General features: G+C 44.7%; 16 protein-coding genes. 11 read left to right on the top strand and 5 right to left on the bottom strand.

The features are described 5' to 3' along the window. Positions 1 to 3 precede the first annotated feature (3 nt). Positions 4 to 435: a response regulator gene (locus tag NLZ44_RS08785; RefSeq protein ID WP_493752529.1), complete on the top strand. Its 432-nt coding sequence runs from the start codon at positions 4 to 6 to the stop codon at positions 433 to 435. A 2-nt stretch (positions 436 to 437) separates the two neighbouring features. Then, positions 438 to 3659 (top strand): PAS domain-containing protein, encoded by a 3222-nt coding sequence (locus NLZ44_RS08790; RefSeq protein WP_493752530.1) that lies wholly within the window; start codon positions 438 to 440, stop codon positions 3657 to 3659. A 189-nt stretch (positions 3660 to 3848) separates the two neighbouring features. On the opposite strand, the gene NLZ44_RS08795 is transcribed toward NLZ44_RS08790, so the two are convergent. Further along, positions 3849 to 3977 (bottom strand): hypothetical protein, encoded by a 129-nt coding sequence (locus NLZ44_RS08795; RefSeq protein ID WP_493752531.1) that lies wholly within the window; start codon positions 3975 to 3977, stop codon positions 3849 to 3851. A gap of 64 nt (positions 3978 to 4041) precedes the next feature. Here NLZ44_RS08795 and NLZ44_RS08800 point away from each other — a divergent pair, with 64 nt between their 5' ends. The 4 genes from NLZ44_RS08800 (at position 4042) to NLZ44_RS08815 (ending at position 9145) form a co-directional block, all read left to right on the top strand. Then, positions 4042 to 5175, top strand: coding sequence for a hybrid sensor histidine kinase/response regulator (locus tag NLZ44_RS08800; protein WP_493752532.1), 1134 nt, complete (start codon positions 4042 to 4044; stop codon positions 5173 to 5175). A gap of 100 nt (positions 5176 to 5275) precedes the next feature. Then, a complete protein-coding gene (locus tag NLZ44_RS08805; RefSeq protein ID WP_493752533.1) occupies positions 5276 to 7030 on the top strand; it encodes a putative bifunctional diguanylate cyclase/phosphodiesterase in 1755 nt (584 codons plus the stop codon). Between the two features lie 3 nt (positions 7031 to 7033). Then, on the top strand, positions 7034 to 8341 hold the full coding sequence (gene hemW / locus NLZ44_RS08810; RefSeq protein ID WP_008056934.1) for a radical SAM family heme chaperone HemW: 1308 nt from the start codon (positions 7034 to 7036) through the stop codon (positions 8339 to 8341). A 522-nt stretch (positions 8342 to 8863) separates the two neighbouring features. After that, positions 8864 to 9145, top strand: coding sequence for a DUF1830 domain-containing protein (locus NLZ44_RS08815; RefSeq protein ID WP_493752534.1), 282 nt, complete (start codon positions 8864 to 8866; stop codon positions 9143 to 9145). A 117-nt stretch (positions 9146 to 9262) separates the two neighbouring features. Here NLZ44_RS08815 and NLZ44_RS08820 read toward each other — a convergent pair whose 3' ends face one another. Further along, the gene (locus NLZ44_RS08820; RefSeq protein ID WP_315640447.1) at positions 9263 to 10597 is read right to left on the bottom strand and encodes an MFS transporter; all 1335 of its coding nucleotides are present in this window, start codon (positions 10595 to 10597) and stop codon (positions 9263 to 9265) included. Positions 10598 to 10785: 188 nt separating this feature from the next. Between NLZ44_RS08820 and NLZ44_RS08825 the strand changes: the two genes are divergently transcribed. The 3 genes from NLZ44_RS08825 to NLZ44_RS08835 all read left to right on the top strand — a co-directional run bounded on the left by NLZ44_RS08825 (position 10786) and on the right by NLZ44_RS08835 (position 13150). Beyond that, on the top strand, positions 10786 to 11775 hold the full coding sequence (locus NLZ44_RS08825; protein ID WP_315640445.1) for a pentapeptide repeat-containing protein: 990 nt from the start codon (positions 10786 to 10788) through the stop codon (positions 11773 to 11775). A gap of 131 nt (positions 11776 to 11906) precedes the next feature. Further along, a complete protein-coding gene (locus NLZ44_RS08830) occupies positions 11907 to 12524 on the top strand; it encodes a CP12 domain-containing protein (RefSeq protein ID WP_315640444.1) in 618 nt (205 codons plus the stop codon). A gap of 98 nt (positions 12525 to 12622) precedes the next feature. Next, the gene (locus tag NLZ44_RS08835) at positions 12623 to 13150 is read left to right on the top strand and encodes a pentapeptide repeat-containing protein (protein WP_493752535.1); all 528 of its coding nucleotides are present in this window, start codon (positions 12623 to 12625) and stop codon (positions 13148 to 13150) included. A 4-nt stretch (positions 13151 to 13154) separates the two neighbouring features. On the opposite strand, the gene NLZ44_RS08840 is transcribed toward NLZ44_RS08835, so the two are convergent. Next, positions 13155 to 15413 carry a glycosyltransferase family 2 protein gene (locus NLZ44_RS08840; protein ID WP_493752536.1) on the bottom strand — a complete coding sequence of 753 codons (2259 nt, stop codon included), beginning with the start codon at positions 15411 to 15413 and terminating at the stop codon, positions 13155 to 13157. A 344-nt stretch (positions 15414 to 15757) separates the two neighbouring features. After that, the gene (locus NLZ44_RS08845; RefSeq protein WP_493752537.1) at positions 15758 to 17632 is read right to left on the bottom strand and encodes a caspase family protein; all 1875 of its coding nucleotides are present in this window, start codon (positions 17630 to 17632) and stop codon (positions 15758 to 15760) included. Positions 17633 to 18185: 553 nt separating this feature from the next. Between NLZ44_RS08845 and NLZ44_RS08850 the strand changes: the two genes are divergently transcribed. Beyond that, positions 18186 to 18578: a DUF3119 family protein gene (locus NLZ44_RS08850; protein ID WP_006621671.1), complete on the top strand. Its 393-nt coding sequence runs from the start codon at positions 18186 to 18188 to the stop codon at positions 18576 to 18578. 66 nt (positions 18579 to 18644) lie between these two features. On the opposite strand, the gene gatB is transcribed toward NLZ44_RS08850, so the two are convergent. Continuing rightward, a complete protein-coding gene (gatB, locus tag NLZ44_RS08855) occupies positions 18645 to 20129 on the bottom strand; it encodes an Asp-tRNA(Asn)/Glu-tRNA(Gln) amidotransferase subunit GatB (protein ID WP_111891185.1) in 1485 nt (494 codons plus the stop codon). Positions 20130 to 20363: 234 nt separating this feature from the next. Between gatB and NLZ44_RS08860 the strand changes: the two genes are divergently transcribed. Then, on the top strand, positions 20364 to 21572 hold the full coding sequence (locus NLZ44_RS08860) for a hypothetical protein (RefSeq protein ID WP_493752538.1): 1209 nt from the start codon (positions 20364 to 20366) through the stop codon (positions 21570 to 21572). The last annotated feature ends 94 nt before the right edge of the window (positions 21573 to 21666 follow it).

The raw sequence follows: 21666 nt of genomic DNA on the forward strand, positions 1-21666 counted from the left end.
CCTATGATTTCCCCCCGTCCCATTATTTTGGTGGAAGATAATCCCGACGATGAACGCTTGACATTGCGATCGCTCCGTCGGAGTACAATCACCAACCCGATTTTAATTGCGCGCAACGGCGAAGAAGCGTTAAATTTAATTTTTAGCACCGATCCCTTGCCAACGGTGGTGTTATTAGACCTAAAACTACCGAAGATAAGCGGCTTAGATGTTCTGCGTAGACTGCGAGCCGAGCCAAGGTTTAAAGCCTTACCCGTCGTGGTTTTAACCTCCTCCAGCGAAGAACCCGATATTCTCGAAAGCTACAATTTGGGAGCCAATAGTTACGTCCGAAAGCCCGTAGATTTTGAGCAATTTGCCCGAGCTGTCACTCAACTCGGTTTGTATTGGGCCTTAATCAATGAGCCAATCCCCACAGAGGAACCTAGGGAATGATTATGCCGGAAGCACTGCATCTGTTATTAGTGGAAGACTCGGATGATGATGCCGAGTTATTGCTGCGGGTGTTGCGACGGGATGGATTTGATCTGATGTGGGAACGGGTGCAAACCGCCCAGGCACTGCGGGAAGCCCTACCCCATCAGCCTTGGGATGTGATTGTCTCCGATTATAACCTCCCCGGTTTTGATGCCCCCACCGCCCTCGAAATCCTCAAAGAAAGCCAACAGGATATTCCCTTTTTGGTCGTGTCAGGAACCATTGGGGAAAAATTGGCCGTGGAGATGATGAAAGCCGGAGCCAGCGACTACATTATGAAGGGGAATTTAGCCCGGTTGCCGGAGACAGTGCGCCGGGAAGTGCGAGAAGCTCAAACTCGCCGTCAGCGTCGCCAAGCCGAGCAAGCCTTGCGGGAGAGTGAGCGTCGCAACCATGCCGTATTGATGGCGATTCCTGATTTAATGTTTCGGGTGGGGGCCGATGGGGTCTATCGAGGTTTTGTCACCCCCTGTCGTTGTGATGTGATTCCCGCCCATATTGACCCCACCGGAAAATCAATCACCGCCCTGCTGCCCCCAGAGTTGGCAGAACGCCAGCTTTACTACCTCCACCAAGCCCTAGAAACGGGGGAATTGCAAGTTTATGAGCAAACCCTCTGGGTGAATAACCGCCGTCAGGATGAAGAGGTGCGGGTGGTGAAAAGTGGGGAGGATGAGGTGTTATTCATGGTGCGGGATATTACCCAACAGCAAGCTGCACTCCGTCAACGCCAGCAAGCAGAGCAGCAACTCCATCGCCTCAACCAAGAGCTAGAAACCAAGGTCGCCCAACGCACGGCCGAACTTCAAAAACGGGAAGCCCAATTACAAAAACTCTCGGAACGTCTCTCCCTGGCTTTAAAATCGGCATCGATGGGGTGTTGGACGTGGCAATTGCAGGACAACACGCTGATCTGGGATGAACGGATGCGAGAACTTTACGACCTCCCCCCAGATGCCCAGATTACCTATGAGCAGTGGCAGGAATATGTCTACCCGGAGGATCTGCGGCGCTTGATGGAGGATGTGACCAGGGTTCTCAACACCGGGAGGGAATACAATACTGAATTTCGCATTTTCCTACCTGATGGCAGGATTCGCCACATTAAAACCTATGGGGTGGTGGTGCGGGATGAGGCGGGGCATCCTCTGACCATGACGGGGGTCAATGTGGATATTAGCGAACAGCACGCCGCACGGGTTCAACGGGAACAGGCAGAACAAGACCTGCGGGCATCTCAACAGTTTTTACAAACGGTGCTAGATACGTTTCCCCTGGCGGTTTTCTGGAAGGATTGTGATCTTAAATACGTTGGCTGTAATTACCAATTTGTCCAAAGCCTAGGGTTAGATTCTCCTGATGAAGTGGTGGGGAAAACTGATTTTGATCTGTACCATGAGGTGGAAGCTGTTGCCTATCGGACAGCCGATCGCCAGGTGATTGAGTCGGGATTGCCTATGATAAATATTACTCAAAGGGCGATTTTCTCAGATGGGGAATTACATTGGCTGGATATCAATAAGCTGCCTCTGCGGGATTTGAGGGGGAATATTATTGGGGTGGTGGGAACTTTTCAGGATATTACCGATCGCAAACGAGCAGAAAATGCTCTCCAGGAAAGTGAGGAAAAATTCCGACAATTGGTACAGGGGATTGATGCGGTTTTTTGGATTATTGAACTCGAACGCACGGAGAGAGTCTATGTCAGCCCAGCTTATAGTCGCATCTGGGGCCGCACGTCAGATGAACTTTATATTTCGCCTCATGCTTGGGTGGAGGGGATTCACCCGGAGGATCGTGCTGGTATTATGGCAGCGATTCCTAAACAAGTCAAAGGGCAATTTGATGAGGAATACCGGATTGTGCGCCCCGATGGGAAAATTCGCTGGATTCGCGATCGCGCCTTCCCCATCCCTAATGCCCAAGGTAAGATCTATCGGGTGGCTGGCATTGCTGAAGATATCACCGATCGCAAAATAGCACAAGCCCAACTGCAAGCGACTAACAACGAACTGATCCGCGCTACCCGTCTCAAGGATGAGTTTCTGGCTAATATGAGCCATGAACTTCGCACCCCCCTCAATGCCATTTTAGGCATGACGGAAGGGCTACAGGAGGAGGTGTTCGGTCCCGTGAATGACAGACAACTGAAAGCCCTCCAAACCGTGGAACGGAGCGCCTCTCACCTGCTGGCTTTGATTAATGATATCTTAGATGTGGCGAAGATAGAATCGGGTCAGGTAGAGTTAGAATGTTCCCCCACGGCGATCGCGCCTCTGTGTCAATCCAGTATCGCCTTCATCAAACAGCAAGCCCTGAAAAAACGGATTCAACTCTCGGTTAATCTGCCCTTAAATTTGCCTGATATTATACTCGATGAACGGCGCATCCGTCAAGTATTAATTAATCTGCTCAATAATGCGGTTAAATTTACCCCAGAAGGGGGAAGCATCACCCTAGAAGTGATATTGCCCCCACCAAGAGAAGCGGAGGAAGAAAGCCCATATCTCCGGTTTTCGGTGAGAGATACTGGCATTGGTATCAGCCCAGAAAATATCAAGAAGCTGTTTCAACCGTTTATGCAAATTGACAGCGCCTTGAATCGCCAATATCAAGGAACTGGCTTGGGTTTGGCGTTGACAAAACAAATTGTAGAATTGCATGGCGGTCGGGTGGGTTTAACCAGTGAAGTGGGGGTGGGTAGTTGTTTTAGTATCGATTTACCCTATCAGGCTTCTGTGATGATTCCCCAACGGACGGACTCGGAGGCGACAAAAAACCCTAATAATGTGGAAACGCCATCAACCCCAAATGCAGCGCCTTTGCTGCTGTTAGCGGAAGATAATGAAGCGAATATCAGCACGATTTCCAGCTATTTAACCGCGAAAGGCTACCGGATTGAGTTGGCGAAAAATGGTCAGGAGGCAATTAATCAGGCTGTGGCTTTATCTCCTGATTTGATATTGATGGATATTCAAATGCCGGGAATGGATGGACTAGAGGCGATGAAACGGATTCGGGTGATGCCAGAGTTAGCGACAACGCCGATCATTGCCTTAACGGCGTTGGCGATGGACAGCGATCGCGATCGCTGTTTACAAGCGGGGGCTAATGAATACTTGAGTAAACCAGTGAGATTAAAACAGTTAACCCTAATGATTCAAGAGTTATTAAATTCTTAGCTGAGTAGGGCTAGGGGGAATTGTCCAGAAAATCTGTCGATCCATGTCGTCTCACAAATCGATCGCCTGACCTTGGCTATTCCCCACGTCCAAGGTCTAACCTAGGATTTACTATTGGGTGGACTTGACCACCCTAGGACTGAAAAGCGATCGGCGAATTTCTCAGGAAAATCTTTAGTTAGCTACCATCTAAAGGTTATAATTATGGTCATAGGTTTGCCGGGATATAGCCGGGGATTCCTGGGGGGTGATGAAGCGATCGTGGCGGGTAGAGTAACTCATGAGTAAATGAGTATTGAGAAATATTGATAAACTCATGACTAAATGAACTAAGAAAAGTCATCAAATTGGGGATTTTAGACTTGCTAAGGACTATCGGAAAATGTTATCTATTTTAGTGATTGATGATGAACCTGACAACTTTGATGTGATTGAAACCTTTTTGAGTAATCAAGACTATCAGCTACATTATGCTGCTAGTGGACAGGAGGGAATTTCCGCACTCAAATTAATCCAGCCAGATTTGATTTTGCTGGATGTGATGATGCCAGCTATTGATGGGATTGAAGTTTGTCGCCGCATTAAAGCTATGCCACTATGGCAATCTACACCTATTATTATGGTGACGGCATTATCTTCTAAAGAAAGTTTAGCTAAATGTATCGCAGCGGGAGCGGATGACTTTATCGGTAAACCCGTTAATGCTTTAGAATTACGGTCTCGTGTTCATTCAATGCTGAGAATTAAGCAACAATATGACCACATTGCCAAGTTATCTAATGTGCAGAAGAATACTATTCAATTACTAGAAAACACACTAGATCAACTGCGGGGGAATTTAGCCTCTAGCCTCTCCCACGAACTCAATACCCCTCTAAATGGTGTTTTAGGAATGCTCACCCTGGTAATGGAGGATATGGAGGATATAGAAGATGTGGGGATGTCGGAAACAGTGGAGATGTTAGGGTTGGCGTATCAATCAGCCTGTCGCCTGGAAAATTTAGTCAAAAGATTCCTAATTTATTTGGAATTGGAACTGATAAGTAGCGAGGAAAAAGAAGTTTCGCCAGGGTCTACAATGTTATCTTTGTATTTTGTGGAACCTATCTGCAAACAATACGCACAGGATAGCCAACGCTATGATGATTTTAAGTTGGATATAGAACCGGCTACGGTGGCGATATCAGAGCGGTATTTGTCGATTATTTTAAATGAGTTGATTGACAACGCTTTGAAATTCTCCAAGCCGGGGAAACCTATCTCGATTCGCTCTCAGATTATCGGGGAAAAACTGGGGCTATGGATTCATGATCTGGGGCGTGGGATGACGGAAGAGCAAATCAATCAAATCGGTGCTTTTATGCAGTTTGAACGCAAAAGCTATGAGCAACAAGGCCTGGGTATTGGTTTAAAAATCGTGGATAAAATTGTTGAATTGGTGGGAGGAACCATAGAAATTAATAGCATATACAATCAAGAAACGACGATATATATGACTTTACCGATTTTGAATTAGCTATTAAATAATACAAATCACCCTATTTTGACGTTACAACGTATCATATTTATATTAAGATGGTGAAACTAGATAGCGTGGAACCATAGAGAGTTGTTGAATGGCTAAGGAAAATCTACCGATGTTCTCGATTTTAATTGTGGATGATGATCCAAATAATTTTGATGTAGTTGAAACTTTTTTGATTCATGAAAATTATCATTTACACTATGCTTCTAGTGGACAGGATGCACTTTCAGTAATTAATGTAATCAAACCGGATCTAATTTTACTGGATGTAATGATGCCAGTTATGGACGGTCTTGAGGTTTGTCGCCGTATTAAAGCTATGGGTGAATGGGAAGGAACACCGATTATTATGGTGACGGCATTATCTTCTAAAGAGAGTCTAGCTGAATGTCTGGCGGCGGGAGCAAATGACTTTATTGCGAAACCTGTTAATCGCTTAGAATTGCTGGCACGGATTCGCTCTATGCTCAGAATTAAGCAACAATATCAACTACTAGCCGATTTTAACACGAAATTGGAACTGATGGTTGAAGAACGCACGGCTCAGTTACAAAGGCTAATAGATGAAGATATACTAACGCAGCTACCAAGTCGGGCGCAGTTATTACAAAAACTATCGGATAGCTACGTTGACAGCAGCGGGGAAAATTATGCGATCGCCTATCTCGACTGTGACCAATTCAAATTAGTTAATGGTGCTTTTGGTTACCAGGTGGGAAATCAACTACTGAGAGCGATCGCAGAACGTCTTAAAAAACATCTGCGCCCCGGAGATATACTATGTAGAGTGGGAGAGGACGAGTTTTGCTTTTGGCTGAAAAACATTTCCGCAACCGGAGAATTAACAGATTGGATTAATGGGGTAATGGGGTCATTTATCGAGGCTTTTCAGGTAGAAAATTGCGATATTTTTATGTCTGTTTGTATGGGAATTGCCCTAGATACGGAAGTAAACTCTAATGCTGAAGCCCTATTACAAGCAGCGGATACGGCAATGTACAAAGCCAAAGGGCGGGGAAAAGGTTGCCATCAAATCTTTAACCGAGAAATGACGGCGGCTACACTTAAACGGCTGACTCTGGAAACGGATTTACAAAGGGCGATCGCACAACAAGAGTTTATCACTTATTACCAACCTATTGTGAGGCTGGCTACAGAGAAGTTGGTGGGTTTTGAAGCATTAGTGCGTTGGCAACACCCCCAGCGAGGTTTAGTGTCACCGGGAGAGTTTATCCCCTGTATGGAGGAAACGGGTTTAGTGGTGCAGGTGGGTTTATTGGTGCTACAACAAGCCTGTGAACAACTAAACAAGTGGCATCAACAGGGTTATTCTGATTTGATGATGAGTGTTAATATGTCGGTGCGTCAGTTTGCCAGTCCTACGCTGTTGGTAGATATAGATCGGGTTCTGGCTAATACGGGAGTGAACCCACAGGCGATCAAGTTGGAGATTACCGAAAGTGCATTAATGGATAATCCGGAAATGGCGATCGCCCTAACATCAAAATTGCGATCGCGAAAAATTGGGATCAGTTTGGATGATTTTGGTACAGGTTACTCTTCTTTAGGCTACTTGCACCGTTTCCCCATTGACACTTTAAAGATAGATAGATCTTTTGTGAACCAAATGCAGCCAGGAAGTCGGAATCATCAGGTAGTGCAAACGATTGTAGCATTGAGTAATCAATTGGGTTTAGGTGCGATCGCCGAAGGTATCGAAACAAGGGAGGTGTTAGAGTATCTTCAGGATCTAGGATGCGAATTTGGTCAGGGCTATCTATTTTCTAGGCCCCTACCTGCATCAGATATTGAGGCGAATATTTTAAAATTGTCCCAGGCGCGCTAATTAATGCTAAATGAATCTTGTATAAATACTGAAACCCCCACTGCGGCTTATGTACATATTCCCTTTTGTCGTCGCCGCTGCTACTACTGCGATTTTGCGGTGTCTGTGGTAGGCGATCGCCGCCATGGGGAAAATTCTGGGATGATGGAGGAGTATGTAGATTTTCTGCGATCGGAAATTCTCAATCAAAGGCATTTCGGACCGCCACTGAAAACGGTGTTTTTTGGCGGGGGGACTCCCTCTCTGTTATCGGTTCAGCAGTTCGATCGCCTCATCAAAACCATTAGCGATAACTTGGGAATTGCGAGTGATGCTGAGATCTCCGTGGAAATGGACCCTGGGACTTTTGATTTAGGGAAATTACAGGGATTTGTGGCGGCGGGGGCCAATCGGGTGAGTGTGGGTGTACAAGCGTTTCAGGATGATTTATTAAGGCTTTGTGGTCGATCGCATACTGTGGCGGATATTTGGAGGGCGATCGATTTAATTAATCAAGTGGGTGTTGTCAACTTCAGTATTGATCTGATTTCTGGTTTACCCCATCAAACCCCAGAAATGATGCAAGAGTCCCTAGATCAGGTTTTGAGCATTAATCCTGCTCATGTTTCCCATTATGATCTGATTGTGGAACCTCAAACGGCTTTTGGTCGCTACTATAAGCCGGGAGAGTTTCCCCTTCCTGATGATCAAACTACAGCCAACCTCTACCGACAGGCGCAAAAATGCCTGACTTCCCGGTTTAAACATTATGAGATTTCCAATTATGCGCGACCTGGGTTTGAATGTCGCCATAATTTGGTTTATTGGCACAATCAACCTTACTATGGCTTTGGTATGGGGGCGGCGAGTTATGTGGGGGGCTATCGACTGACCCGACCGAGAACCCGCGATCGCTATTATCAGTGGCTACAGTCCTCCGGGGGGGCAGGTGTAGAAAGTTTGCGGGTTTTTCATAGTGCTGATCTTGCACCCGCCCCTACAGAGGCGATCGCGATTATTTTAGGATCGGATATTCTCTTAGAAACCCTGATGCTGGGACTGCGGTTAGCTAGTGGTGTGGATCTGGTGAGGCTGCAACAGCAATTTGGCCAAGAGACGGTAAGTCAAATTACTGATATTCTCAAACCATTAGGCGATCGGGGTTGGGTGGAAGTAGTCTCTACTCAGGAAGAACCCGACCAGCCAGCGACCCCTCACCTACGACTGACAGACCCGGAGGGGTTTTTATTCTCCAATACCATTTTAGCCGAGCTTTTTGGCCACTTGCAGCTTTCCGAGACTTCCACGGCGATCGGGACAAGTGCAGTCTGAGTGGTCTGGGGATATGACAAAAATAAAAACATATCGGGAACCAATGGGATGTGATAATAAACATGATCAGTCAGTGATAGCGATCGCGACACTGATTTACCCAGATCCATCATACTTAAAAGTAAGCCATTAGATAGACTAGCTAACTCTGGCCTTGTTGTTATTCTTTAGAAATAATTAAAATGGGGATTCTGATTTGATGCAATCTTTGAAGATGATGGACACACACAACGGCTAAGGTCCGAACCGAAAGCTAAACCTCCGGGGGTTAACTCGCCCCAAATCGGCGAAGATCCCGGAAATAGCGATCGGGGTGCTTTCCCGTAACTCTAACATAGATGGAAGGGAGAATTAGCCTAAGTCATTATCATCAGGGGAGAAGCATTATCAGTTTCAGGGTCCACGGATTTTTAGCAATTTGGCTTAATCTGAGAATTTGATCCCTCATCAAGTTGGGGTCAGGGATCAAGTTTAACAAAGTCAGTATCGACAAACTTTTTTTAGTTCCCAGAGGATTTAACCATGATGTCAACCTTATATCAATTTAATAATCGTCAGACCAATCAACAACTTTGTTGCTACTATAACGATAGCCAAAAAGTCGAGATTGCTCGGATTTCTAATATTGATAACTGGTATTTAGAGCATATTGTTTTTCCCGGAGAAAGATTTTTATTTGAAGCGCCATCAGATGCGGAATTAGAAATTTATCACTCTGGTAAAGGCAAGCCTATTTTGATGAAAAAGCTGTTATGTTTACATTTGATTGTAGACGAAGGCGAAGACCTAAAATGTGCCAGCTAGAAGTTGATGGAAACTGCCAATAATCGGTGACAACCTGGATGGGTTTAGCGGCTAATAACTAAGTGGCTAACTATCCAGGTTTCTGATGTTTAAATAGCGAAAAACTGGAGGCGATCGCTATTCTAAATGCTGAATATTTCTAGCTTGTTTAGCCTGTTCAACATCTACGAAATATAGACCGACTAAACCAACTATAAAAAACACAATTAATGCCAGGATAGAATTGCGTGCTGTTCCCGTCACCTGGAGGATTACAGCAAATAGTAAAGGTCCGAAAATCGCCGAACCTTTGTTAAAAACTGAGTAAAACCCATAAAATTCAGCCGCCGCCCAAGGTGGAATGATCGACCCATAGAAGGAACGACTGAGGGACTGGGACCCCCCCAAAACCAATCCGACAATTCCCCCTAAAATAAAATACTCAGTGGGGCTATTCATAAAATAAGCATAGATAACTACAATCGACCATCCCACCAACGAAATCATTAACGCTGTTTTGGAGGTAGTGAATTCGGCGAGTTTACTAAAGCCCAAAGCCCCGAAAAAACTGACAAACTGGATTACCAATAGGGTAATCATGAGAACATTTGGGGAAAAACCCAACTCTTCCGCCCCGTAGATAGTAGCCATAGTAATCACAGTCTGGATGCCATTGTTATAAATCATGTAAGCAATCAGAAACCTTAGCAAATGCTTAAATAAACGCACCTTCCTAAGTGTGACAATGGTTCGGACAATTCCGACTTTGATATAAGCGCGCCAGGGTGGTAAATGTTGATATTCCGGGGGAATTTCCTCAAAGGTTTGGGCTTCTTTCAGGTTAAAAAATGTGATTAAGGAAAAACCACCCCACCAAACTGCTGCCATTAAAATCGCGAGTCTGGCTGCTAATTCGGCGGAAATACCAATCGTCTCATGTCCAGCAATCAAAGCTAAAGATAAGGCTAATTGCAAGCCACCGCCTATATATCCCCAAGCAAAACCTTGACCAGAAACCCAGTCCATTTTGTCTTCTGATGCAATACTGGGGAGGAAGGCATCATAGAAGATATTGCCCCCAACAAAGCCAATTTGGGCTATAATAAAGAGAGTCAGCGTTAGCCAAACATCTCCTGTGCCACAAAAAAACAATAGACTAGCAGCTAGGCAGCCTGTGTAAGCACAAATTATTAAAAATTTCTTTTTGGATGCGGAAAAGTCGGAAATTGCCCCCATAATAGGGGCTACCATAAACACTAAGAAGGCAGCCAAACTGCTGACAAATCCCCATAAGGCGGTCGCGCTATAGTTAATTCCGGCTATGGTGACTCCGCCGGGGGGGACGACGACAGCCGCAAAGTAAGCAGGGAGAACCGCTACCACAACGGTGGTGACATAGGCAGAATTGGCCCAGTCATACATGATCCAACCGAAAATCTGGCGGCGATCGTTGAGTTCTGGGGTATCATTCATAAGATTTTTAAAGTAGCAAGGAGGAATTGAGTTTTTATACCTTACTGATGGAAAGGTAATATATTGCTCTGATTGATGCAACTTAAATATAGGTGAAAGTTATCCCCTCTGGGAGGGTTTCGGGTGGAAATATTTGTTGTCAAAATGATTAGCAGTGATGTAGCTGATCGTGAATGGGAGTGGTACAGGTGGATATTAAGGAGTTATTAAGTCGCTATAAGGTGGGCGATCGCGACTTTAGGAAGGCTAATCTAATTGGTGCGAAATTATTTCGCTGTAATCTTCAAGGAATTGACCTAGGGGGGGCTTCCCTAGCTGGGGCGGATTTGAGTAGGGCGTTTTTAGAAGATGCTAATTTGTTTAATGCGTTCCTATATAGGAGTAATTTAACTTTTGCTCATTTGGGACGGGCTATATTGACCAATGCTGATTTGACTAAGGCTGACCTGGGGGGTGCGTTTTTGGTGCATTCTGACCTCAGTGGGGTTAAGTTGAGTGGTGCTATTTTACAGGGGGTTAATCTTAGGTCGGCTAATTTGACCGGGGTTAATCTATGTGGGGCGAATTTAAGTGGGGTTAATCTTAGGTCGGCTAATTTGACTGAGGCGAATTTGAGTTGGGCTAATCTCAGTCATGCGAGGTTAAGCTGTTCGGTTTTAACTAAGGCTCGTCTCACCAGTGCTAATCTGAGTTATTGTCATTTGGTAGATGTGGATTTAGGGGGGATGGACCTGAATGGGGTAGATCTGTCTGAGGCTAATCTGCGGGGGGTTAACTTACAAAAGGCTGATTTGACTGCTGTTAATCTGAGGTCGGCGAATTTGACGGGGGCTAATCTGGAGGGTGCTATTCTCCACGGCACAAATTTAACTGACGTGATTCTGTGGGGGAGTAATCTGGCTGATGCTGTGCTGATGCGGGCTAATCTGGAAGGTGGTAATTTGGTACGGAGCAATTTGACGGGGGTTAATCTTAACCTGGCTCGTCTTTGTGGGGCTGATCTTAGCTATACTAATCTAAGGAATGCTTATCTCTGGAAAGCGGACCTAACTGGGGCTAATTTATCTGGGGCGAATTTGCGGGGTGCTAATTTTCGGGGGGCGATTCTCGACGGTGTGAGTTGGACTGATGCTATGTTGATGGGGGCGGTGATGCCAGATGGCTGTATTCACGAGTGAACTTGACATAAGGCAAAAATTTAATAGATCTATCTCTCATTCTAGCAGAAAACGGGGGTTAAAACAATTCTTTCTTTTGAAGCCATAACAAGGCAAGCTATAAGAGTGTATCAAGTTATGGAGAGCCTGCGATGATGCTAAAAGCTAAAGATATTATGACGACCGATGTAGTGACGATTCGGGGGTCGGCTACGGTAGCAGAAGCGGTGAAACAAATGAATGATCTGTGTTTGCGGGCGCTGATTGTTCAACGTCGCCACGAACAGGATGCTTATGGCATTGTGACGGAGACGGATGTGATTTACAAGGTGACGGCTTACGGTAAAGATCCGAAAAAGATGCGGGTTTATGAGATTATGACTAAGCCCTGTATCTCTATTAACCCTGATTTGGGGGTGGAATATGTGGCGCGGTTATTTGCTCAGACTGGTATTCGCCGCGCTCCGGTGATTCAAGAAGAACTGTTGGGGATTGTTTCTGTAACTGATATCCTGAGTAAGGGTGACTTTGTAGAGAAGCCTAAGAGTATTGTCTTGGCCGATCGCATAGAACAGGCGATCGAAGAGGCTAGGGCTACCTGTGCGGAAAAAGGTGCTACTTCTCCTGAATGTGCGGCGGCTTGGGATATTGTTGAGGAACTTCAGGCTGAGGCGGCACATCAGAGATCGGAACGGATTGAAAAAACTGCTTTTGAGATTTACTGCGAGGAAAATCCAGAAGCTGCTGAAGCTAGGGTCTACGACAACTAAAGGACTATTAAAGTTGACATTGGGGGGGGTAGATGTTCTATAAACTCCCCCCATGTCAGCGCCTGACTGAGTTTATGTAATTAGGTATGACTGGACTGATGAACAAAACTAGACTGTTAGGGATTTCGGTTCTGTTAATGTCTGCTTGGAGTGCTAAACCATTGATGGCTCAGTTTAACACTACGGATCCGAATGCGTTTTTGAGGGGCGAGTATTCTTCTTGTCAGGGTTGCAACCTAGGAGGCGCTGATATGAGTAATCAGTCTCGCCGCAACGCGCAATTACGACAGGCTAATCTGACTAATGCTAATATGAGTGATGGGGACTTCACGGGTGCTTTTTTCACCTGTAGCAATTTGAGTAATTCTAATTTATCGGGGGGAAACTTTAATTTTGCTAATTTTGTTGATGCTAACCTGAGTGGGGTTGATTTGAGTAATGCTGATTTAAGTCGGGCTGACCTAAGTGGGGCTATCATCGACAGCAGAACTAATCTGGATGGGGCTAATTTAGATGGTGCGAGACTTTGGGATGCTGCAACTATCTATAGCCCAGGAATGAATGTGAGAACTATTGAACGTAGCACCCATACAGAAAGTCAGCGAGTCCAATGCAATAATCGATGAGCCATTAATGTTGATGAACTGCGATCGCTTTTATATGTGGTTTCCGGTCAAATATAAACTTGGGTTTGAGTAAGACCCTCAACAATAGCCATAGCGATCGCAATTCTCCGGGAGTTGACAAATTCTGCCATTGTCCTGGACGACAGAACAGCATTTCTACCAGTTGTCGATGTTGCGATACTGTCAAGGCTTCAAACTCAACCCGAATAGTGGGAAATTCACCGACCCATTGAGTATCAGTAATTTCTCCCTGTAGGCTCAATTGTACATCAATAATTTCCATTTGTAAAGGCAAAAATCCGAATTTTTCGCCTTTTTTTTGATGAAGGATAGAGGCGGCGGCGGGTTCTGTTACCACAATTTCTGCGCCTACTTCGGAAATATGACGAGTTATCCCCCATAGCACTTGGTCAGAAATCTGGAGTTTGACAGACCGACGCAATTGGAACCAGTCATAGATATCTGGTAGTGGTGCATCTATGACAATTAGGAGAGAAACACTTAAAACTACTAAGTTATAAATACTCCAGATGATACCCAAATTAAATCCGGGGTAATTATCAACATTTGATGCTAAGAGTGGATAATTCCAGAATAGGCTGACCATTGTGGCTATTAATAGCAAAATAATAGGTGATGCCAATTTCCAGGAACAGGTAAATTTTTGCTGTTTTTTACCTTTGGGAGTCACTTTAAAGCCACCTTTAAAAGGGTTAATCATTACTTGAATTACAGTTAATGCCATGGGGAAAGATTGGAAAATGGCATAAATTTCTGATAGGAAGGCTGACCGAGATTTTTGGTTTAACCAAGCAAAAGCCAGGAGAGACACCAGATAATAAGGCATTAAAAAGTAAATAAAATCCCCGATACTAGCTTTAATAGGAATCACACCTAAAAAACGATAAGCCAAAGGCATTAACAGGATAAAAATCCGGGAAATGCTAGTAAACCAATGTAGCAACCCTTCTAAATGTGCTAATCTTTGTCTGAGGGTTAAACCGGGTATGGTTAAAGGATTAGAGTTGATAAAAAAGGCTTGTAATGTACCGCGCGCCCAACGCATTCTTTGATTAAGGTGGTCGGTGATACTTTCGGCGGCTAAACCTGCGCTTAATTTTTCGTTTAAATAAATGAGTTTGTATCCCTTGCTGGCTAGGGTAATTCCGGTAAAATAGTCTTCACTAATTGACTCGGTAACAAACCCGCCAATGGCTTGTAATGCTGTGCGTCTAACTACAAATGATGTCCCCGCACAAACTACACTACCCGCACCATCTTTTAGGGGTTGTATATGTCTATAAAATACTTCTTCTTCGGGGGTAATGATATTTTCTAATCCTAAATTGCGGGATACTGGGTCGGGGTTATAAAAGCTTTGGGGGGTTTGGACTAAGGCGGTGTTAGGGTTCTGAAAAAATCCTACTGTTCTAGTTAAGAAATTTTTGGTGGGAATAAAATCGGCATCAAATACTGTAATTAATTCGCCACTTGTGAATTTCAAAGCATGGTTAAGGTTTCCAGCTTTGGCGTGAAGGTTATTAGGTCTAGTGAGATAATGACAGCCTAATTCTTGGGCTAATTGTTTGACTTGGTGGCGGTTTGTGTCATCTAAAAGGTAGACTTTTTTTTGGTGATAGTCTAAGGCTTGACAGCCGATAATTGTGCGCCTCAGAATAAATAAGGGTTCGTCGTAGGTGGGGATTAAAATATCAACGGTTGGGGTAAATTTTCGTTGAATAACTGACTGTTGGAGTTGGTCGGCTTGGCTGCTTCTATCGGTGCTATTTACAATTAAGTAAACTTGAATTATGTTGGCACCAATAATGTAAATTTCGAGACCCATTAGAGTGAGGCTAAATAAACCATTTAGGGGGTCGCTGAGGTTGAGGGTAGAGAGCGATCGCCATAGTAGATAACGGATAGTTAATGCTAAAATTATGGCGACAATTATCGCCCTTGATCTGGCTGTAGGTTTAGGGTAAATTTTGGTAATAATGAAGGCGATCGCACTTAATAAAATGGTGGGCAACCATAAATAACTACTCGGAATATACGGCAATTGCAACCATATCGGTGGGTTTTTTTGCTGGAAATATAGTAGCTGAAAAAAATCCCTGATTAGCGGCTGGTCAGACACCCAACCCCAAGCGATCGCACTGAAACAGCCCATCACACCAAACGCCCACAAAGTAGGCGTATTGGGGCGTTTAATAACTCGGAAATAGCGTTTAATAGACTGATAAATAAACCCTGATGTCATGGAAAATGCTCCGGCTCTGGTTAAATATTTAAAGATTTTCAGGAGAGTGCAAAAAATCAGAATAGGTGAGCATTGGTTTATATGTTAACATTATTTAACAATTTTGTGTCAACTAGCAAATCCCACCTAGGACTATGGAGAAGATGCAATTATCCTGAATCGGGTAATTAAGTCGATAGGTTCAGTAAAGCTGCTATTTCTGAGTTTTCGGGAACAGTTATCTGAAATTTGGCTCAGAATTGGATAATGAATGATTAATGGTATGTTCCCATCTATAAAATAAGGCAGACAAGTGTTGTCTGCCCTCTCACCAGAGACATATTTTAGCTTGGGGGATTAACGGATCAATTCTGTGTCTGGTTTCGATTTGGTGTTCTGGCTCGCCATTGAGCGATCGCCTGTTGAGCCGCCGTATATGGTGGGGTTCCCTCTGGAATTAAAACGGCTGCCAAAATAGCAGACTCAAATTGATTATTTTGAGCGCGGGACTGAGCGAGTTTCCAAATTTCACCACTCCAGCGAGCGATCGCTTCGGTGGCTTGGTCATAACCCAATTCTTCCGGACCAATGGTAGAGACAGCAGCGATCGCATTACTATAGGTCGAAGCCTGTCCCGGCCGAATTTGAGAGCGAGCCGCCTCAATTTTAGCTTGATTCTCGCGCAGTTGTGTGAGAGGCTGTTGCCAATTTTGAATTTGCAATTGCGCCTGTTCATAAATAGGGCGTTTAGTTTCGGGGACTAAAGATGCTGCGGCGATCGCTTCCGACCAATTCCCCATAGCCGCCCGTCCTTCTGCGATATCGAGAATCATTTGACTCCAGCGTTCAATAGCTAATTGTGCTTCAGGATAAAGTGGGTCATTATTCGGAATTTGATTAGCTTGGACGATCGCCTGACTCAAACGAGAAGCGGAGGTATTTTGAACTATCATTCTAGCCTGCTGTAAAAGCTGTTCACCGTTAGCAGGAGTCGGCGCAGGGGTTTCAGGAACATCATCCCCAACTACAGCTTCTGGCGGCGTTAGCGCTTCGGTTTCTGTGGGGTCGGTAGTTTCCGGGGTGGGTGGTTGGGATAACTCCATAGGAGGTAAAGAGGGAGTGGTAGAGGGTTGCGAACCTACGAATAGGGATCGGTTAGTATAGAAAACTCCCAATAACAGTAGTACAGCGATCGCACCACTCCAGATAATAAGCTGTTGAAAGAATGATCTGTCTGACATAATTTCTTCCTGGGGCTGTTCATTGGTCTTTTGGCTGGGGTCTGCTGCTTCTGGGGAAGATTCAGAGGCCGGATCGTGATTTAATGGTTCTGTGGGGTTTTCACTGGGGTCTGGTTGGCTTCCCGGGGCGGTTTTGAACGGTGAAGACAACTTCAGATTAGGTAAAGCTGACGGGTGGCTGCCATTTTGCTTGGGCGCAAAAGTGCTATTGACCGCAGAATTGCTCTGATGGTTTCCCGCCGCCGCCATGGCTTTGGCTGGTTCCGGTTTGAGTCGCAATTGGGTCTGTTCTGCGGTGGCGATCGCAAATACTGGGTTTTGTAAGGGTCGTAAATGTTGATCGGTCAATTCGGGAAGGCGATCGCTTAAAAATGATTTCAAATCAGCCAGAGTCTGACACTTTCCTGATTTCAAACCTTCTAATAGGGCGGCGGTGAAAAAGCCATGTCGTAAGGAGGAGGTTTCCCGAGATACTTCGTCAGGACGACAAGATAAGATCGTGGGAATCCTAAATTTTTCCGATAAGGCGATCGTCTCCCCTCCAATCTGATCGCCTACCTGTACTCCCTGAGTCCGGTTAATATCCAACAGCAGTAATATATTATCCGTAGGTGCATTGTTTAAATGCTTAAACAGTAGGCTGATCGGGATAGCCGTTTCCTCCAGGTTCTCTGGGCTGCCATCAATAGGCATTAGATAATCTTGCCCTTTATGATGAATGCCATAGCCACTAAAAAAGCAAAATAGGGTATCTTCCGCCTGTAGTTGTTCTCGACAGATACTTTCCATCCAGTCTAACAGGTTTCCCCGGCTTGGATAAGTCGGCATATCCCACGTTTCCGGGGATGTATCCGTGATCAACACACAGCGATCGCTCGCAAAACCAGCATCTTCAGCCCAGAACTGATTGAGAGCTTCTGCATCCCTTTGGGCGTAACTTAGGGGTTGCAGGAATTGATACTGGTTAATCCCAATCGTCACACAAACATAATGTTTCATCTAACTTACCTCAATTTGATAGCTTTAACTTGCTGCTTAGACGCTACAGACGGCACTTAAAGACTTTTGATGGCTCAATACCTGATTCCAAAACCCCATAACCACCAATAATAACTACTGTTGTTCTACCTTGACTGGATCATACGACAATATCCGTCGATCATCCCCCACTCAAAAGTCTATTGTACAAAACTAAATAGTTAAATTTTACTAATATCTTTCGCCAAAGAGTTTTTGATTTTCAATCGACGTTAAGAATTGTTAAATTTTTATTGAGAATCTCTCTCAAATTGTTGACGAGTTTATAGGGGTTGTGCTACTCTAAAAATAATCGCATCCAAGGGCTTACTGTGTCTATTTGTAAAAATAATCGCTGAAACCCCCACTGCGTCGCTGGTATGATTATTTTGTCGCCACAATTTAAAATTCACGATGCACGAGTTTTAGGCGATCGCCAGAGGGCCAAAAAATCACCGCTTGACAAAATCGACATTTTGTGCATATACCTATAAATTGTCATAGAAAACTCTCAAAAATCAATTATAAAGCACTTATGACCACAACTTCAGAAACCAGCCAACTACCTCCGATAGTCGAACTTCCCCCCAGTTACGTCATTCCCGTGGTGTTGGTACTTAGTTCAATCCCCTTATTTCTGATTCTGAAATGGGTAGCCCTTCCCGTGTCTTTGTTTGGACTATTCCTAGCCATTCAGACAGCCACCATACGCCTACAGTTTACCCCCACAGATTTAGATATATATCGTTCAGGTAAGATGATTCGGCGTTTTCCCTATCGAGAATGGACAAACTGGGAGATTTTCTGGTCGCCTATACCGATTTTATTCTATTTTCGGGAAGTTAATAGTATCCATTTTCTACCCATGCTATTTAACGCCGGAATGCTGCGTTCTTGCTTAGAAGAAAAAATCACGATTAATCGGTAGTTGATTTAGGGGGGGGTGTAGCAACCCTCCCCGTGGGAGGGAGATAGGGCTGCTGACAAGAACTAACTAACCTTCGAGTTTTTGAGAGATTAACTTGTTGGTTAACTGCGGGTCGGCGCGTCCTTGGGTTTTCTTCATCACCTGTCCCACAAAGAAACCTTTTAGCTTAGTTTTACCAGCCTTAAACTTTTCAACTTCCTGGGGATGACTAGCTATAACTTCATCGATAATCGCTTCTAATTCCCCTGTATCGGAAATCTGAATTAAGCCTTTTTTCTCCACCATTTGTTTGGGGGAACCACCCTTAGCCAAAAGTTCCGGCAGAATATCTTTGGCGATTTTACCACTAATGGTATTTTCGCCAATCAGATTAATTAGTTCCGCTAGTTCTGCGGGTTTAAGGGGAATGTCAGTAATTGCCAGTTTTTCATTTTTCAGATATGCCGTAATATCCCCCATTAACCAGTTAGCCGCTTGTTTAGTATCTGCACCTGCTGCAACTGTAGCCTCGAAATATTCCGCCACAGTGCGATCGTCCGTTAAGACACGGGTATCATAGGGAGATAATCCCAAGTCCGTCTCGTAACGGTGTCGTTTTTGGGCGGGAAGTTCTGGTAATTCCGACTCCCATTGTTTCAATTGTTCCGCTGATACTTGAATAGGAGGAAGGTCAGGTTCTGGAAAATAGCGGTAATCACTGGAACCCTCTTTACTTCTCATGCTGATAGTGCGTTGGCTGCCTTCTTCCCAGAGACGGGTTTCTTGAATAAGAGGTTGTCCGGCTTCTAGGGCGGCAATTTGGCGTTCTATTTCGTAGTCGATCGCTTTTTGAATGGCACTAAAGGAGTTCATGTTTTTAATTTCAACTTTAGTACCAAATTCTTTTTGACCGACGGGACGCACAGAAATATTGACATCACAACGCAGGGAACCTTCCTGCATATTCCCATCACTAACGCCTAAATAGCGGACAATGCGGCGCAATTCTTGGGCGTACTCAGCCGCCTCTAAACCCGAACGGATATCAGGTTCCGAAACGATTTCGACTAGGGGAATACCTGCCCGGTTAAAGTCTACCATAGAATAGGTAGAACCAGCCAGGCGATCGCTACCTCCATGGACAAGTTTTCCCGCATCTTCTTCCATGTGGAGGCGGGTAATACCTATGCGTTTACGGATAGGATTATTGTTCTCATCAACAATTTCAATTTCCAGCCAGCCATTAGTAGCAATAGGTAGATCGAATTGGGAAATCTGATAATTTTTGGGCAGATCTGGATAAAAATATTGTTTGCGATCGAACTTACTATAGGGCGCAATTTCACAATTTAGGGAACGCGCCGCCTTGACTGCATACTCTAATACCTTTTGATTTAAAACCGGAAGCACTCCCGGCAGCCCTAGACATATAGGATCAATATTGGTGTTAGGATCAGCACCAAATTCGGTAGAGGAGTTAGAGAAGATTTTAGTTTGGGTACTAAGCTGACAGTGAGTTTCTAAGCCAATGACAGCCTCGTACTCTGTTTTTACTGGTGCTAGAGTAGACATAGGCGCTTTGTGTAGCAATTGAGCAACAATAATTTGATTCTACATTTTATCTGATCTTACAGCTTGTTCACCAGTCGCTTAATATATTGCCCCCACCCTAAATCTGGATCCCAGAGAGGGAGAGGGACTTTGAGAGGTGATCAGATGATTTCTGAACAGGCTGTAACTGATACCAGCAATGATATTATCGAAAACGCGATCGCATTTAAGAAAATGCACAACCCACCATAGACAATGAACCAGACCTTGCTCGCACAAGCTAAAAACCGGGCTGCTGTTTTCGAGAAGTTCCTTCAGATAGAACTAGACCAGGAGGCGAATGCCAGCCAATTAGCCTTTTTGGATAGAGGGATTGAGAATTCCCCATATCAAGCCGAACTTTCCAACTATCCAATTTACTTGGAACAAAAACCCATGGATTTTAGCCCCTATCCTAATCGAGGAAAAGTTCCCCAAATCAACACCACCCACCTGAACTTCTTGGACCCGGAGATTCTACAGGCCTGCGTTTGTGTAGGTCGGTTTATGGATGACCAATTACAAACTATGTGGATGGGAAAAAACGCCCTAGAGAAGGTCCAGTTTTGGAGTACCACCAAAATTATAGCAGGTTTAAATATATTATCCCAGGTAAATACTAAATTTCCCGATGCTCAGATTAAGAACTGGGTATTTCGAGATCCTCAAGGGAAAAAGCCAGATTTTGCGTTTGTTGATGCTATGGCTGATGTGGTCAGCTACAGAAGACAAATTGGGACTTCTAACGCCTTGTCAGGGATGTTAAAGCGATTTGAGTCCCGTACAGGTTTAGAACGTTGGCTAATAGAAATCACAGGTAATCAAAACCTAGAATTTCGCGGGGACTACGGAGAGGATGCCTTTATTCAAAATCCGCGATTGGTGGATGCCAAAAGCAAAAAGGTGCTATTATCTGCCGTAGATGATACTCCGCGAGGTGATAATCTGTTATCTGCCTATGATCTGACTCGGATAATTTCTATGGTAGGATGGCATTATCATCTAACTCCGTCAGCTCGACTGCCGGGGGTGACTTGGGAAACCCTTAAATATGTGATTCCGGCTTTGGGTCAGGATACGGCTAGATTTGTAGATGTTGCCTTAGATGCTTTAGGATTAACCGACATGATTTATGCTCCGGTGATCCTGTCGAAGTTGGGACATGGCCCCAGTCAACTTCGCAACAGCATTGAAACCACCTATGTGGCTTTTGTGCAGTTTATAGATCGGCTTCCTAGGGAGACTGGAGAGGCTAGAGAACCTTCTCGATTACGAAGCATCTCGATGACTTTGCGAGGAGCTATTCCCATCGCTAATTTTCAAGATTATAATCAGGAATCAGTCCGGTTAGATGCTCGTATGGCTGCAGAAGTAACTGAGATCCTGCGACGGTTGGTAAGTGAGGAGTTTAATGCGATCGCTTAGGGGAAACTAGGCTAAGATGATTTTGGCGCTTTTCCCCGGCTAGATAGCTTGATGTGCGATCGCGCGATGCAGAACCTGCGCCAGGTTGACCAAG

This window comes from Arthrospira sp. PCC 9901 (genome assembly GCF_059013425.1).